The sequence below is a fragment of the Weissella cibaria KACC 11862 genome (genome assembly GCF_000193635.1).
Lineage (GTDB): Bacteria > Bacillota > Bacilli > Lactobacillales > Lactobacillaceae > Weissella > Weissella cibaria.
In genome coordinates this window covers 22,242-37,985 of sequence record NZ_AEKT01000031.1, presented here as the reverse complement: position 1 = coordinate 37,985, position 15,744 = coordinate 22,242, and the positions used below count along the sequence as shown (strand labels likewise).

Genomic DNA, 15,744 nt, shown 5'->3' with positions numbered 1-15,744 from the left:
ATAACTACTTATCCACTATACCAAAAATATAAATAAGTTGAAAAGATTAGGCACTTTTTTAAGGTTCGATTATAATGTAGAAAGCAAGGCAGTTAATTGTTGCCAAAACAAAGGAGGCGGAGCGCCATGGCAAAGGTTACAACAGAATCTATCTTTGACGCTGCACGACAAGTTTTAGCTGAAAAAGGCTTTGAAAAATCACGATTGGCGGATGTGGCACGTCGACTGGAGATTACACCAGCGGCGTTGTACAAGCATTTTGCCAATAAAGAAGCACTGTTTGAGTCGATGAATACAGATTGGCTCGAACAAGTGGATGGACCGGTGTGGGCTGCCAATGTCCGGGCGCCTGAGGAGGAACGGGAGACTGCGTTGCATGATTGGCTATGGCTATTGGCCTCGCGCCGGCGGGAAGGGTTTAGCCGCGAACCGGAAATGATGGCGTTCTATGAGGAACAACTTGCCGATCGCAGTGTTTTGATTGACCCACGACTACAGGACTTTGCGGCTGCGGTTGAAAATATCATGGCTTGGGATACATTCCGTCATCAACGTGGTATGACCATCATGCAAACATTCACGTATTTTTACCACCCGTTCTTTGCAGATAAATGGGACGATAATTTGTTTAAAGCGTTATTTGAAACGACTTGGTTAGAGATGCTGCCAGTCGTGACGCAAGATATTGCAACAACCACAGCAGAATAATTGTGTAAAATGGTATACAGGATGGTGTGTATCATTTTTTTATTTGGGGAGGTTTTTATGACAAAGCTAGTGGTTGATCAGGCGGGCTATCAAGTTGAAGGTCGTCAAATTTGGCATGATATTAGTTTTGAGTTGCATGATGGTGATTGGGTAACCGTGGTTGGTCCGTCGGGTGGCGGGAAAAGTACCCTATTAAAAGCCATTGCTGGGTTGCAGGATATTACAGAGGGGCATATTTTCTTGAATGATGAAGACGTTATGCGTTTACCCATTGGCGATTACCGCCAACAAGTGTCGTATGCCACGCAATCAGCGCAATTATTTGGTGAAACGGTGCGTGACAATCTAGATTTGCCGTATCTGGTGCGCCAACAAACACCGAATGAACAGCAACAAATTGCAGGGTTGGAGCAGATGGATTTGCCGGCGGACTATTTAGATAAGGCTGTGACGGAGTTGTCGGGTGGTGAACGGCAGCGCGTTGGGGTGTTGCGCAATCTACTATTTCCACCTAAGGTCCTGTTACTTGATGAAATATCAACAGGCTTAGATGCAGAGACCAAGCAGGTTATTTGGCGTGCGATTCATGCGTTGCATGCGCGCGAACGATTAATTGTGTTATCAGTGACGCACGATGAAGGTGAAATCGCCGATGCCCAAGATATCTTGACGATTCAAAACGGAGAGGGGGCACGACGTCATGAACAGTCAAATTAATGTTAGTAACTGGTCGTTAGCATTAGCATTTATCTTAGTTGTCATTTCATTGGTGATTAGCTACCGACAAAAGTTGAAGTTAGAGAAAGAGACAATTATTTCGGTTGTCCGCGCAATTGTGCAATTAATTATTGTTGGATACCTATTGAAGTTTATTTTCAATGTGGATAACTGGTTGCTGACACTGATTATGCAACTATTCATTATTTATAACGCCGCCCGCAACGGAAAAAAGCGAAGTCAAGGCATTCCGGGAGCGTTTGTGATTTCATGGTGGGGCTTATTACTATCAACAACCATCACGATGAGCATTCTGGTTTTAACCGGTGTGCTGAAGTTTGAACCATACCAAATGATTCCAGTGACTGGTATGGTCGCAGGAAATTCAATGACGGCGGTGGGACTTGTTTATCGCAGTCTGAATCAACAATTCCGTGACCAGCAAGGTCAAGTGTTTGAACGGTTGGCTTTGGGCGCATCACCAAAATTAGCAGCGGGTGAAATTGTCCGCGAGGCAATCCGAACAGGGATGCAACCGACAATTGATTCAGTGCGGACGTATGGTTTGGTCTCATTGCCGGGGATGATGTCCGGTTTGATTATGGCGGGGGTTGATCCAATTCATGCGATTAAATATCAAATCATGGTGGTGTTCATGTTGTTGTCCGCGACTGGTATTTCATCAGTTTTTGCTAGTTTTATGGCTTACCGCAAGTTCTTTAATGAGCGCTGGCAGTTACAGTTACCTAAAAAATAAGTATTAAATAAGCGACACGAAGTCAGGCAATTTTAGCCTGGCTTTTTTAATGGCGCTTGCAACTTAGTGTAGTAGTGTTATACTACACTATATCAGGAGGGCGAATGATGGAATTCAATGATAGTGAACCATTATATATTCAAGTCGCCGATTTCCTAGAGCGGGAAATCTTAGATGGTAAGTATCCAATGAATACAAAGATTCCTGGCGTTCGTGAACTAGCGGCTACGTTAGTGATTAACGGCCGTACTGTGCAAAATGCGGTGAACCGTTTGGTTGAGAGTGGTTTAGTTGAAACGCGTCGTGGCCTGGGGAACTTTGTAACATCGAACGAAAAGACGTTTGAAATGATTCGAACGAAAAAAATTAGGGCGATGGCGGAAACGTTTATTAAAAATAGTTTGACGTTTGTTTCGGAAGATGAGTTACGGCGCATTATTGCGGAAACTATAGCGTCAGTACAGAAGGAGTAAGGGGTATGTTTAAAGTAGCGGGATTAAATTACGCGCGTGGTCGACGCTCAGTGTTGCAAGACATCAACTTTGAGAGTGACGCACCAGAAATCATTGGGGTACTGGGTGAAAATGGGGTTGGAAAAACAACATTGATGCGCTTAATTGTGGGGGCTGTGTTGCCGAAGAAAGGGGCCCATATCACGTTGGATGGTCTAACGGGCGATGCACTTAAATCCGCCGTGGCTTTTATCCCAAACCTTAACTGGGTTCGCAAGCGCGATACGATTTCGGATGTATTGGCTTTTTATCGTGCAGGTTATCCGGATTTTAATCAGGAACGCTGGACTGAAGTAAATAAAACGCTTCGGCTCAATGAGCAAGATCAAGTATCTGCCTTATCAAAGGGGATGTTAGAACGGTTGATTTTTGCATTGACGGTATCCCGTGATGCTAAGGTGTTCATGTTGGATGAGCCGTTTAGTGGCGTTGACGTCCTGACACGGCGTAAGTTGTTACAAACACTGATTCAATGGGTGCCGGAGGATGCGACGATTTTGATGTCGACACATGAAATCGCAGAAATAGAACCGGTTGTCGATCGTGTCCTCATTTTAAAAGATGCGCATATCATTGTTGATCAGACCATCGATGATATTCGGGATAATGAGCATATGACGTTGGAACAATATTATGTGCAACGATATGTAGAAGACAATGGGGGGATTGAGTTATGACATCAACAAAACAATTAGTGAAATTAATAATTGCAGATAGTTACCGGCCGTTGTGGCAGGTGTTGAAAATCTATGCCGGTATTATGGTGCTGGTAGCTGTGGCAATTATTCATGCACAGTGGGGCCAATCTGTTGGCCACATGGTTTGGACGATTGTGACACAAGGTCTGATAATTCTGGGATTCTTCTATTTTGTCTATGGGTTGCTGGCGTTAAAGCAGGCCGTTTTATCTTGGCAAGACGCCCATTTTGTCCTGCTGCCAGTCTCGAAACGCCGTTTTTTTACGACAAATTTGCTGGTTCGTTTTTTAGTGCCGATGGTGAACGCTATTCTTTATTTTGCAATGTTGCTTGTGTACATGGCGATTGTTAAACCGTTCGTAAATGCGAAATTTGTCGGATTTAATCCGCAAAATGTGTCAGAAGTGATGCCAATTATTGGGAAAGTTGTTCTTGGCACAGTGTTTGTCATGATTGGCTTGTTTCTATTGGTTAATATTATTGGCCTGGCCGCCAATCTGGGGATGAGCCGTTTCCTATCAGTATCATCACACTGGGCAAATGTCACGATTACAGCGATGGTTTTGTTTATTGGCTTGGCTGTATTTTCGGTTGTGATGTCAGCGTCCGTTGACTTCTTGTCACCAATGGTAGGTGACGCAGAATGGCTAGATACAGTTGTCGCTATTGTGCTTTATGTGCTGATGGTTGCCGGTATTTATGGCCTGTTTGCCAAGTTTAACGACGCAAAATAGTTAGCCGTATTGGTTTGCGTGACAGACTGACACGTTAACAACAAAAAGAGCACTCGCTACCGCGAGTGCTCTTTTCAGTCAATTTAATTTTCGAATTTGAACGCATTCAAGAAGTGCTTAATACGATCGGTTGGTTCGCTGAAGAATTCAGCAGGTGTACCGTCGAAGACAATTTCACCATCTTCTAGGAACAACATGCGGTCAGCTGCTTCACGGGCAAATTCCATGTTGTGCGTCACGATAATCATTGATTGGTCTTCCTTGGCCAATCCATTCAATACACGCAAAACTTGGGCTTCTAATTCAGGATCCAAAGCAGATGTTGGTTCATCCAACAACAAGTAGTCGGGTTCCATGGCCAAAGCGCGGGCGATGGCCACACGTTGTGTTTGCCCACCGGAAAGTTGGTAAGGGTAACGGTCAGCTGTGTTATCCAAATCAACGGCTTGCAGTAATTCGTGAGCCTTCTTAGTGGCATCAGCTTTCTTTTGCTTCAGCACGTGAACAGGTGCTTCGATAATGTTGCCAAGGATGGTTAGGTGATCGAACATGCGAGGTTGCTGGAAAACCATCCCCGTCTTGCGTCGTACCCATAACAACGTATCCGTCGTAACCGGTTGGCTCAAATCAATTGTGCGATCGTCAATCGTATACAAACCTGAATCGGGGTGCTCCAACAAGTTCAAAGAACGCAACAAGGTTGACTTTCCTGAACCTGATGGACCAACGATAACGGTCGTCTCATGTGGATTGAACGTTACGTTGATGTCCTTCAAGGCGTGGTGTTCTGCGTATTGCTTATCAATGTGTTCTAACTTCAACATAATGAATTACCCCTGTACCTTTACGAAACGGTCGGCCCAACGTTGGATGTAGTGTTGTGGGATCGACAAGATTGAAACGAAAATTGCGTAGATGGCAGCGACGAGCAAGTACATTTGCAAAGGCTCGAAGTTGGTTGCGGCCAATTGTTGTGAGAGGTAGAACATCTCGACAATGGTCACGACAGATGCCAAAGACGTATCCTTAACCAATGAAATGAATGAGTTGGCCAAGGTTGGAATTGAAATACGTGCAGCTTGTGGCAAGATGATGCGAATGAAAATTTGGGCATCCGTCATACCGAGTGCCGCCCCAGCTTCACGTTGTGTATCTGGAATTGAGGTGATTGCCGCACGAATGGCTTCAGATGCGTAGGCAGCCGTATTCAATGACAATACCCACACAGCTGCCGCCCAGCCTGAAGGTGACAACCAGCTAATACCAAGCTTTGGCAAACCATAGAAGACCACGAACAGTTGGACTAGCATTGGCGTTGAACGGAACAGCCAGACGTAGAACCACAAGATAAACTTGAGGATGCGCCAACCAATTGACTTGATGCCCGTTGCGTGTGGCACGTATGAACGTAACACGGCAACTAAGGCGGCAATGATAACGGCAAAAACAAATGAAATAAGTGCAAGTGGCACGGTGTACTTAATTCCAGCCACAATTAATTGTGGGGCATAAGTAGCGATAAATTCAAACATGATGATTCCCTTTCTGGATGTTTGGGCGCAAAAAAAGAGCGCGCAGGCTAATTTCTGTTTCGACAGGAATGCCTAGCACGCTCTCACTGGTTCATCGAAATGATTAGTTCACCAAAACGACCTACCGCGATAAGCGCGCTAGGCTGATGCAAGCAACAGTGATTTGTGTGTTAACTGACATCATGATGGGAACGGTCCTTTCGTTTTTTTACGACTTTAATATGTGTCCATTGTAGAGATTTCGCTGACTTATTGCAAGCGTTTTAGGATGAAATTTCCCTGGCAATTAAAATTCTATGACAAAACAGTTTGACAACGATTTGAGAACGGGTTATGATTTTGCTCATACTTTGAAAGGTGGCGTAAGATATTATGCACAAGCACAGCTTTAATGGGATTAAGCTAGCCGCTGCAGTATTTGCAGCAGGAACAATGTTGAGCGCCGGGGTGTGTAATCGCTAATGCGGATACAACAAAAGACCTTGGCCTCGTTCACAAGGATCAACTAACTGTTGGTTTGGAAGGTACGTACGCACCTTACTCATACCGTGCTAAGAACGGTAATTTGGAAGGTATCGACGTCGATATGGCCAAGGCAATTGGTAAGAAGATGGGTCTTAAGGTGGTCTTTGTACCAACAAAGTGGGACTCATTGGTTGAGGGGCTTCGTGCTAACAAGTACGACATCATTTTGAATGACATGGCACCTAATAAGGAACGCATGAAGTTGTTCCGTTATGGTTCTAAGTACATTTACACTGGTGGTGTGGTTGTCACGAAGAAGGACTCTGGTATCAAGTCTGTGACAGATATCAAGGGTAAGAAGACTGCCCAATCAGCAGTTGGAAACTATGTGAAGTACGCTGAAAAGTTGGGTTCAACCAACGTTGCCGTACCTGGATTTGCTGAAGCAGTTGCGACAGTTGAGAACGGTAAGGCTGATGCAACGTTGAACGATGCTGCGGCATGGAGTGTTTACAAGAAGGAACACCCAGAGACGAAGTTGGTTGCTATTAAGTCACCAGCTAAGTACATGCCTGTAACGGGTGCTGCACCAATGATGAACAAGAAGGCGACGGCTTTGGATAAGGCTGTTACAAAGGCTGAGGCAAAGATGCGCAAGGACGGCGAGATGAAGAAGATCTCAGTTAAGTACTTGGAAGCTGATTACAGCCACAAGCCAACAAAGTAAGACGAATTAAAGATATGACCGTGAGCATATCGGTTCGCTGATTTGCAATTTAGGAGTTGTTTTGGTTATTATTTGTAAATGACCGAAACAACTCCTTTTTTGTTTGTATGAAAAATGGGATACGCGTATCATTCTGTTTCAGCTAGTAGAAAGAGAAGAGAATGATGCGGGTATCACAGGTGCGTTATGCAAAACGATTTTGGTGGATGCGACTAAATGTCGCAGTCAGCGTTTCAGTCGTAACAATAAGTTTGGGATCGACGCTGTTAATTGGGGCAGCGGGATAGCATTAGGAGATTATAGACATGAATAAGATGATGAAGACGACCGTTGCGCTTGTCGCAGCTGGGGTTATCGGTGGTGTTGCCGTACCAACACTGACAGCGTCTGCAGCTGCATACAAGGGCAGCGTGCACACGAAGGGCAAGTTGACGGTTGGTTTGGAAGGTACGTATGCACCTTTCTCATACCGTAATAAGTCTGGTAAGTTAACTGGGTTTGAAGTGGAATTGGTTAAGGCTGTAGCTAAGGAAATGAAGCTTAAGCCAGTCTTCGTGCAAACGAAATTCGATTCATTGGTGGCTGGTTTGAATGCCAAGAAGTATGATGTGGTCTTTAACAACATGTCAATTAACCCAGAACGTAAGAAGGCGTACACATTTGCGCAAGCATACTTGTACACAGATTCTGTCATGATCACAAAGAAGGGGTCAGACATCAAGAACGCTTCAGATTTGAAGGGGAAGAAGGCTGCACAAACGGCGTCATCAGACTTTGGTCAAACGGCCCAAAAGAAGGGGGCCAAGATTGTTTCAGCGCCTGGTTTTGCGGAAGCGTTGGATTTGGTTGATTCAGGTAAGGCTGATGTGACACTGAACTCACAAGATTCATGGGGCGTTTACAAGAAGGCCCACCCAAAGACGGATTTGCAAGCTAAGGTAACTAAGGCTTTGGGCGAGACGACGGCCGCACCAATGTTGAACAAGAAGGACAAGAAGTTGGCCAAGGCCATCACAAAGGCGGAAAAGGCTTTGTTGAAGGATGGTACGATGAAGAAGTTGTCTGAGAAGTATTTCGATACAGATTTGACGACTAAGAAGTAATTAAAGGCTATAATTAATCCCACAAGATACACGTATCCCGTGGGATTTTTTGTGTCGTTTTTCAGATGAGGTAAAGGACGATGATAGCGAAAAAAGTGATTGTGCGAGGCCGCGTTCAAGGGGTTGGCTTTCGCTACTTTACAAAGCAATTGGCGGATAAATTGGGTGTGACAGGGGTCGTTTGGAATGCGTCAGATGGATCAGTTCGAATTGAAGCGCAGGCTGACGAAACGGTGATGATAGATTTTGTTAACGGTGTTAAAGTGTCGCCATCCCCCTATGGGCGCGTTGATTCAGTGGAGTCAGAAATCATTCCAGTTGATGCGTCGCGTCATGTATTTAAAGCCATTTAATTAGGTATACCATTTCGCTGGTTTGCTGGCAGGATGGGGATGGTTGAGAAGGCGATGAATTGAAATTGGGGTGTTTGCGCAGATGCTAACCGACACTGCCAAATAGATGCCATCAAACCAACACAATCAATTACGCAACTTGCTGATTGATTGTGTTGGTTTTTTAGTGTTGATTTGTCGAGCAGATGTTTAGAAAAATAGTAGGCAAAAAATCGTCAGTTGGGATGTGACAATTAACAAACAGTAAGGACGTTGGACTAAACTTGGCCACGCGATTTTCGCGTGTTTAGTCCGTAATGCATAAATAGCCGATTGGCGATATGCATAAAAATGTATAAGCATACAAACGGCATGGGGAGTTATTCGGGGGCCGCCGGAAGTTGAAAATATGAAAATTTTTTACAAATTTAGGTGAATGCCCTGTTTATCGATCTGTAACATGTAACACGTGTAAAGTGTGCCCCTTTTGCCTATATAGCAACTTCTTGCTATATACAATTTTCGCGATGCATCCCAACGCACCCCTACCCTACTTATTATTTAGCGGTATAATTCTTGCGACAATGCCGTTCTTCGGGTAAGCTGAACTATCGGAAAAACTTTTTGGAGGTTTTGAGCATGACTTTGAAAACATGGTTGAAGTTCGTTGAAATTCAATCATTAGTCGCTAGCGCTTTACCCTTAATCTTGGGTAATTTGTACGCGGCAAATACGTATCACCACATGAATGCAGTGCCAGCAATTGTCTTTGTGATTGTCGCCTTTGCATTGCAGATGGGGGTGAATGTTTGGAATAATCTGCAGGACTTTAAATCAGCAACCAGTGACGAGTGGAAGAACGGTGTGAACAATATCGTTGGATCGGGTGGGATTACTCCCCGCGAAGGTTGGACGACGTTAATCGGTCTTGTGTTAATTGTGGTCGTCGGTGGCCTTTGGTTGGTTACGCAGACAGGTATACCATTGTTGATTATGGGGCTGATTGGTTTTGCGGTTGCGTACTGGTATGCTGGTACGCCACTACCATTATCACGAACGCCATTCGGTGAATTGGCCTCTGGTTTGACGATGGGGTACTTGATTTTCTTGAGTGCGACATACGTCAATGTAGCGCCAGTCTTTAACGGGGAATTGCTGTTACACGCTATCGTAGCGTCAGCAATTTCATGGTTCGCAATTGGTGACATTATGTTGGCAAACAACATCGGTGACTACGAAGAAGACCTTGCTGAAAATCGCCACACATTGGTTTGGCATTTGGGTAAAGATCGCGCAGTTAAGTTGTTTGGTTGGATTTATTTAGCCGGATATTTCATGTTGATTTTGTCAGTTGTATTGGGTATTTTGCCATGGCCGGCTTTGTTGGCGTTGGTATCATTCCCGATTGTGCGCAAAAACACCCGGGCCTTTCAAGCGAACCCAATTAAGCCTAATTTCCCACAAGCCATTAAGAACGCTGTTGTGATCTCAGTGACGTTGGCCATTGGGTTGGTGATTGGTTTATTTATTTAATAATTGATATAGACGAAAAATGCGTCCCCCTAGCTGTAGGAGGACGCATTTTTTTAATCTAAATCAACACCCGGGTTATCAATCAACAACAACGCAATCATGACAAAGGCGATGTTTGAATGGTTTGAATAACCGATGTAGTAAGGCTGCCAATCACTCGCAAATTTGTGCTTGTAATGACGGAGACCCTCGAATGAATAAATCTTTGAACCGAATTGATAAATCAAATTAGCAACGCGCTCACGGATGAAACTTTGTTCGTGGAGTCCCACGTTTGATAGGGGTGACATCCCCAAATTAAACGTGTTGTAACCAGCGTCACGCGCATACTCGAATGTCTTTACGAATAGCACATCCATCGTTCCGTTGGGTGATTCGCTTGTGAAACGCATCAAATCAACGGTCATTTGATTTTCAGTTTCAGACGTAACCAGGGTTGCAAAGGCGACGATGTGGCCATCAGGTGCCTTTAAGACGCCGATACCGCCACGTTGCAAGTAGTGGTTGTCGAAGAATCCAAGCGAGTAACCCTTTTCTTCACGACCGTGCAACCATTCGTCAGAAATTTGGCGCAATTCTTGCAACAAGGCGTCTGAAAATGGTGGCTGCAACACTTCGTATGTGAAGCCAGCGGCAGTTGCTTGATTGATTTCACTACGGATATTCGCGAATTTCTTACCAGCTGTCTTGAATGATGGTGTATCAACCCACGCTTCTTCTCCAAGTTTCATAAAATTATAGCCGAATTCGTGCACCATCATGGCAATCTTTTCGGAAACCTCGTAGAAAATTGGCGTGTAGCCAAGGCGGTCGGCCTCGCTAATAAAGGCGGCCAAGGCGGCCTGGAAGTCAGCACTATCACCAAATGGATCACTCATGACGGCGGCCTTGTTGTTCACCAAACGGAATTGGATAGCCACCGTATCGGTCTCGCTTTGGTCGGGCCGGTAGTAGAATAAGCGCTTATCACCAAGGAAAATCAGGTTGGTGTAGTGATTATCACCACGTGCCAGTACTTGATTGACGCGTTCCTCATCAAGGGCTTCACCGAGTAATTGCGTGCGGCCTTGCATGTAAGCGATAAAACCAAGCACACCAAGGCTCACAATCGCAATTGCGATGAATCCAATCAACCACCAGTGCAACGATGGGACCAAGAAGAACCCAGATGTTCGCACGTGGAAACGGTGTGAGACGGCAGGCAGATTAGCGACCCCAATGGTGAGGTAAGCAATAAACAACCCACCGTAGATGACACCGTCAACTAGTCGATTTTCCCAACTGTAAATGAATTGCACCCGGGTTAACGTTGGCTTGATGAATAACGTCCCAATGAACAACGCACCAAGTAAAACTAAGGGTTGCATATGTTCGTGTGAAACAGCAACGTAGCCAAAGCTAATAGCTAACAAAATTAGCGTTGGCCAGTACGCGCGACTAACCTTATTTGCAATGCCACGGCCAGCGATAATTAGCATGAACCCGATGAAAATATTGGGTACTTGCAACAAAAATCCCGATGTCCATGGGCTGAGATGCTGCAATAGGTGGAACGATTGTAATGTCCCTGGTAAGGCACCAGCGATGATCAATGTGATGCCTGAAAAGTAGAGTAAGACGGTCACTGCTTTTTGCAGCATTGATCGCACAATGACGCTGGGTACACCACGGAACTTATGGTTGGTTTCGCGGAGTGCGCGTGTTGCGGCGATAATAACCGCGATGATGAACGGCACAATTGTGTAAGCGACACGATAGAACAGAATCCATAAGAAAATAACAGCGGGGTCCATCCCAAGTGTTTGCAGGCCGATAAAGGCGAAAATATCAAACGTTCCCCAACCACCAGGAACGAGTGTCACAATACCAAAAGTCCGGGCAGCGATGAATAATGGCATGACTGACCAGATGGCGATTGGCATTTGGAATAAAGCACCGATCAATAGAAAACCGGCTGTGTTAGCCACCCAGGTAGCTAACGACGCGGCGAAAATTCGGGCGTAATCACTAGCGCTGAAGGGTAAGCTGTCACGATGACGGAAGCGACTGACGATTAACCCAATGAATGGTAAAGCGACGGCAACAACCAGCCAAGGCGCGTAATTGACAACGGCAGTGTGTGACCAGTAGATGCCGGTTGCGATAAGACTTAGCAAGCTGACAACGGCCAAACCACTGGTCGATAACCACCAACCACGATGTAAGGTTGCGCTGCGTTCGGTGCGGTTATCATCGAAAAGGCGGTCTTGCAACCATGTTACGACGAAATCCGCTACACCAAAGGCATTATCAAACGCATTAACGACCCAACTTGATAGCCAATAATGCTTGGAATCTGTAGGGGTTAACAGACGTTTATAGGCCCAATTGTAACTAACCCCGACGCTGGCAGTTAGGATACCGATAACGAAAATACCAATTAATAGGCCAATCGGGATTTCAGCGAAAATTGCTAACAAAATTTTTAACGGCATGCGTTTGATGACAGCGCCTAATTCAAATAGCGCGACAAACGCGACGGCGATAATCATAACTCGCCGAATGTTATGCCATTTCTGATTCATATGAATAACTCCTTAATAAACTGACGCACGATTTTTGTGAATGCGTGTGGGGAAACCTGAATGAATAAATGACTACGGAATTTTACCACCATCAGCTGACCATTTGGAAGTGAATTTGCAATGTTTTCAGAGTGTTGTCGCTTAATGAAGTCAAACTGACCGACTAAAACTAATGTCCGGTTGGGCACCAGTCGCAAATCAGCCTTGCTAATGTGGGGTGATTCGAACATTAATTGTGTCTGCAACCAACGGGCATGGAGAAACTTACTCAGATAGCGTGTGCGACGGAGTAACCAATCAATCCCGGTTGCGAGGGCCATGACTGGCGCTTGGACGCCCGACAACGTTAAATTTGGGGCGTTTAAGACCATGGTGTCAGTATGGCCGGGGAAATCCAATGTGTAACGCAACGCTAGGTTAGCGCCGTCGCTATAGCCGACAATGTGCCAATGCGTGATATGAAGTTCTTGGCGCAGGGCTTCGACATCTTGGGCTAAGAGGCTGTACGTCAGATGATCAGTGTTTGATGTTGATTGTCCATGGCCGCGGGCATCTTGTGTGATCACATAAAAATCCGGGACCAAATAAGTAACGTGCCGCTTAAAATCATGCTGCGAGCCATTGTTGCCATGCAGCAATAAGAGGGCGGGATTGCTTGGATTGCCGAATGTTTGATAGCTGAGTTGACTACCGTTAAAGTTAAAAAATGCCATAATGCATGCCTCGAGATATTAATACTTATATTGTACACAGTTTGCCTGTGGATAACTTGTGGAAAGTTTGTTCGCATGACAACTGTCACGTGCATAAATGCGTTAGGTTAAACTTAATTGGATAGTGAAACTTTTCACTACGCCCGTAAATGGGCGTTTGTCGCATGTTCTGATATAATGAAAGGCAAATAGAAATACGAGGTAGCGGTATGTTACAACAATTGAAACAGTCTAAAATTCTTTTTTGGACCGTTGAATTACTCGCGGTTGCGTTGTTAATTTTAGTCATAACGCAGCTTAGTTTTATTCTAGAACCGATTGGAAAATTCATTGGGGCGGTGTTTGTGCCTTTGATTGTATCGGGATTTTTATATTACTTATTAAACCCAGTCGTTGAAGCGTTGCAAAAAATACCAGTGGGTAAGCGCCACCATGTTAACCGACCGGTTGCTATTGCCATTGTGATGATTTTATTGCTGGCCTTAATCGTGGCCGCAGTGCTGTCGTTGGTGCCAGCCTTGGCTGAACAAGTCGGTAAGCTAGTGAAAAATGCACCAGCGTTGGTCGAAACGATGCAACAATGGGTTAAACATATGAGCCAAGTGAGTTGGGTTAAAGAAATCGGCGTCAAAGTGGATTTTGCTAAAATTCAAACCCAAATTGAGAATTTCGGCGAAACGTTCATCTCAGGGACTGCAAATAGTTTGAGCACGTTGATCGGGACAGTCACGAGTGTCACAATCACTGCGATTACTGTACCAGTTATGACGATTTATATGTTGAATGATGGTCAAAAGTTAGTGCCATTTCTGCAGAAAATTTTCCCAGACCGCTCCCGTGGCCGGGTTGCCGAAATTTTAGGCCGTTTGAATGGCACGATTGCGCAATACATCAGCGGTCAGGCGATTGAAATGATTTTCGTCGGTGTCTTCACGACGATTGGTTATTTCATCATTGGACAAAATTACGCCTTGCTACTAGGTGTTTTTGCGGGCCTAACTAACTTGATTCCGTACGTTGGACCGTACATCGGTTTAGTACCTGCCTTGTTCGTGGCCTTTACGCAAAGTCCAATGCAGGCGGTGTGGGTGATTGTTGTGGTTTTGATTGTGCAACAAGTTGATAGTAATTTGATTTACCCACGAATTATGGGGGCTTCGTTGAATATTCACCCACTGACAATTATTGTGTTGTTGTTGGCGGCCGGAAATATTGCGGGGATTCCGGGGATGATTTTGGCAGTGCCATTTTACGCTGTTGTGCGGACGATTGTTGTTTATGCTTGGCAACTTTGGCAAATTGAAAAGCCAACCGTTACTGAAGAAAATTAAAGTGTCAAAAAAATGCGTTCACAGCAAGCTGCGAACGCATTTTTTATTTGGCGTGGGTGACGTAGTAGTCGGCCCAGATCCGCATCGCTTCGTGTACGTCGCGGAGTTCTTTGCCAATTTCAGTTAAAGAATATTCAACTCGGGGTGGCACTTCGGGGTAAACCGTCCGGATGACGATTTGATTTTCTTCGAGCCACTTTAAGTTTTCGGTCAGCACTTTTTGCGTGATGCCGAGTTGTTTTTTTAATTCACCAAACCGTAATGTGTCGGTTTCCAATAATAAATTAACGATGTCTGGCCGCCAACGATTGCGGTGCAACTCATTCAGTGTGACGAGCTTTTCGGCAATGGCAGGGGTCATTTCAACAGTAAAGCCCATGTGCTTCTCCTAAAATGATTTCGTATTAACCCTATTATCGTACAAAAGTTTCCTTTGCGAAACTATACCACTTTGAAGTGCCTACTTATGCAATTGTCGGCATTGCGTTATATTATTGGCATAGATAAAAAACAATTATTGAATACCCACACCTGGGAGGGAAAACAGATGACACACACAGATATTGCAAAAGCATTGGTTGGTACGTTTGTAAGTGGTGATATTGCAGTGGCTGAGGCAAGTGCCTTGCCTTCATACAAGCAACACAATTTGAATTTTGGGGATGGTCGTGATGCATTCGTTGCGGCAGTTAAGGGTTTGCAAGAAGCGCCAGTTAAGACGACGTTGAAGACGGTTCGTTCATTTGAAGATGGCGAGTATGTCGTTTTGCACAGTATCGTTAATTTTGCTGGTAGTGGTGATCAAGTTGCACTAGATGTCTTCCGTTTTGAAGACGACAAAATTGCTGAGCACTGGGATAACGTGGCCAATGTCGTGGCACCAAATCCATCAGGGCACACACAAACAGATGGTGCAACTGAAGTAACCGATTTGGACAAGACAGATGCCAATAAGGCACTGGTTGCTGACTTTGTTCGTGACGTGTTGCGCGGTGAAAATCCAGATAAGCTGCCAGAATATATCGCGGGTGAAGATTACATCCAACATAATGTCGATATCGCTGACGGTTTGACCGGTTTGACGACAGCCTTTGCTGCGATGGCCGAACAGGGCGTTGCGATGGTTTACGACAAGGTCTTTAAGGTCCTTGGTCAAGGCAACTTTGTATTGGTTTTGGGGGATGGCGAATTTGGTGGTAAGCCAGTCGCATTCTATGATTTGTTCCGGGTTGCTGATGGCAAGATTGCTGAACACTGGGATATTATCGAAGAAATTCCCGCTGAATCAGAGTGGGCAAACACCAACGGAAAGTTCTAA

At 45.0% G+C, this 15,744-nt stretch carries 17 protein-coding genes; 12 read left to right on the top strand and 5 right to left on the bottom strand.

Features of this window, described 5'->3' with window-relative positions; translation table 11 throughout:
- Positions 1-126: 126 nt before the first annotated feature.
- From ESE_RS0106805 to ESE_RS0106780, 6 genes are all read left to right on the top strand, one after another.
- On the top strand, positions 127-708 hold the full coding sequence (locus tag ESE_RS0106805) for a TetR/AcrR family transcriptional regulator (protein ID WP_010373250.1): 582 nt from the start codon (positions 127-129) through the stop codon (positions 706-708).
- Between the two features lie 57 nt (positions 709-765).
- Positions 766-1,425: an ABC transporter ATP-binding protein gene (locus ESE_RS0106800; protein WP_010373248.1), complete on the top strand. Its 660-nt coding sequence runs from the start codon at positions 766-768 to the stop codon at positions 1,423-1,425.
- Positions 1,409-2,182 (top strand): ABC transporter permease, encoded by a 774-nt coding sequence (locus ESE_RS0106795; protein ID WP_010373245.1) that lies wholly within the window; start codon positions 1,409-1,411, stop codon positions 2,180-2,182. The genes ESE_RS0106800 and ESE_RS0106795 overlap by 17 nt, the downstream gene beginning before the upstream one ends.
- A gap of 104 nt (positions 2,183-2,286) precedes the next feature.
- On the top strand, positions 2,287-2,655 hold the full coding sequence (locus ESE_RS0106790) for a GntR family transcriptional regulator (RefSeq protein WP_224158844.1): 369 nt from the start codon (positions 2,287-2,289) through the stop codon (positions 2,653-2,655).
- A 5-nt stretch (positions 2,656-2,660) separates the two neighbouring features.
- Positions 2,661-3,371 (top strand): ATP-binding cassette domain-containing protein, encoded by a 711-nt coding sequence (locus ESE_RS0106785; protein WP_010373239.1) that lies wholly within the window; start codon positions 2,661-2,663, stop codon positions 3,369-3,371.
- Entirely contained in the window at positions 3,368-4,126 is a 759-nt protein-coding gene (locus tag ESE_RS0106780; RefSeq protein ID WP_010373236.1) for a hypothetical protein, read from the top strand. Before ESE_RS0106785 ends, ESE_RS0106780 begins: the two co-directional genes overlap by 4 nt.
- 83 nt (positions 4,127-4,209) lie before the next feature.
- On the opposite strand, the gene ESE_RS0106775 is transcribed toward ESE_RS0106780, so the two are convergent.
- Positions 4,210-4,950 (bottom strand): amino acid ABC transporter ATP-binding protein, encoded by a 741-nt coding sequence (locus ESE_RS0106775; RefSeq protein ID WP_010373233.1) that lies wholly within the window; start codon positions 4,948-4,950, stop codon positions 4,210-4,212.
- A gap of 6 nt (positions 4,951-4,956) precedes the next feature.
- On the bottom strand, positions 4,957-5,658 hold the full coding sequence (locus ESE_RS0106770; protein WP_010373230.1) for an amino acid ABC transporter permease: 702 nt from the start codon (positions 5,656-5,658) through the stop codon (positions 4,957-4,959).
- A 517-nt stretch (positions 5,659-6,175) separates the two neighbouring features.
- Here ESE_RS0106770 and ESE_RS0106765 point away from each other — a divergent pair.
- The 4 genes from ESE_RS0106765 to ESE_RS0106750 all read left to right on the top strand — a co-directional run bounded on the left by ESE_RS0106765 (position 6,176) and on the right by ESE_RS0106750 (position 9,818).
- The gene (locus ESE_RS0106765; protein ID WP_010373225.1) at positions 6,176-6,850 is read left to right on the top strand and encodes a transporter substrate-binding domain-containing protein; all 675 of its coding nucleotides are present in this window, start codon (positions 6,176-6,178) and stop codon (positions 6,848-6,850) included.
- 305 nt (positions 6,851-7,155) lie between these two features.
- Positions 7,156-7,953 carry a transporter substrate-binding domain-containing protein gene (locus ESE_RS0106760; RefSeq protein WP_010373222.1) on the top strand — a complete coding sequence of 266 codons (798 nt, stop codon included), beginning with the start codon at positions 7,156-7,158 and terminating at the stop codon, positions 7,951-7,953.
- 80 nt (positions 7,954-8,033) lie between these two features.
- Positions 8,034-8,306, top strand: coding sequence for an acylphosphatase (locus tag ESE_RS0106755; protein ID WP_010373219.1), 273 nt, complete (start codon positions 8,034-8,036; stop codon positions 8,304-8,306).
- Between the two features lie 618 nt (positions 8,307-8,924).
- Positions 8,925-9,818 (top strand): prenyltransferase, encoded by an 894-nt coding sequence (locus ESE_RS0106750; RefSeq protein ID WP_010373218.1) that lies wholly within the window; start codon positions 8,925-8,927, stop codon positions 9,816-9,818.
- Positions 9,819-9,871: 53 nt separating this feature from the next.
- Here ESE_RS0106750 and mprF read toward each other — a convergent pair whose 3' ends face one another.
- The gene (mprF, locus tag ESE_RS0106745; protein ID WP_010373206.1) at positions 9,872-12,382 is read right to left on the bottom strand and encodes a bifunctional lysylphosphatidylglycerol flippase/synthetase MprF; all 2,511 of its coding nucleotides are present in this window, start codon (positions 12,380-12,382) and stop codon (positions 9,872-9,874) included.
- Entirely contained in the window at positions 12,379-13,095 is a 717-nt protein-coding gene (locus ESE_RS0106740; RefSeq protein WP_010373203.1) for an alpha/beta fold hydrolase, read from the bottom strand. The genes mprF and ESE_RS0106740 overlap by 4 nt, the downstream gene beginning before the upstream one ends.
- Before the next feature lie 209 nt (positions 13,096-13,304).
- Between ESE_RS0106740 and ESE_RS0106735 the strand changes: the two genes are divergently transcribed.
- Positions 13,305-14,426: an AI-2E family transporter gene (locus ESE_RS0106735; protein ID WP_010373199.1), complete on the top strand. Its 1,122-nt coding sequence runs from the start codon at positions 13,305-13,307 to the stop codon at positions 14,424-14,426.
- A 43-nt stretch (positions 14,427-14,469) separates the two neighbouring features.
- Here ESE_RS0106735 and ESE_RS0106730 read toward each other — a convergent pair whose 3' ends face one another.
- Positions 14,470-14,805: a winged helix-turn-helix transcriptional regulator gene (locus tag ESE_RS0106730; protein ID WP_010373196.1), complete on the bottom strand. Its 336-nt coding sequence runs from the start codon at positions 14,803-14,805 to the stop codon at positions 14,470-14,472.
- Positions 14,806-14,973: 168 nt separating this feature from the next.
- Between ESE_RS0106730 and ESE_RS0106725 the strand changes: the two genes are divergently transcribed.
- The gene (locus tag ESE_RS0106725) at positions 14,974-15,744 is read left to right on the top strand and encodes a nuclear transport factor 2 family protein (RefSeq protein ID WP_010373193.1); all 771 of its coding nucleotides are present in this window, start codon (positions 14,974-14,976) and stop codon (positions 15,742-15,744) included.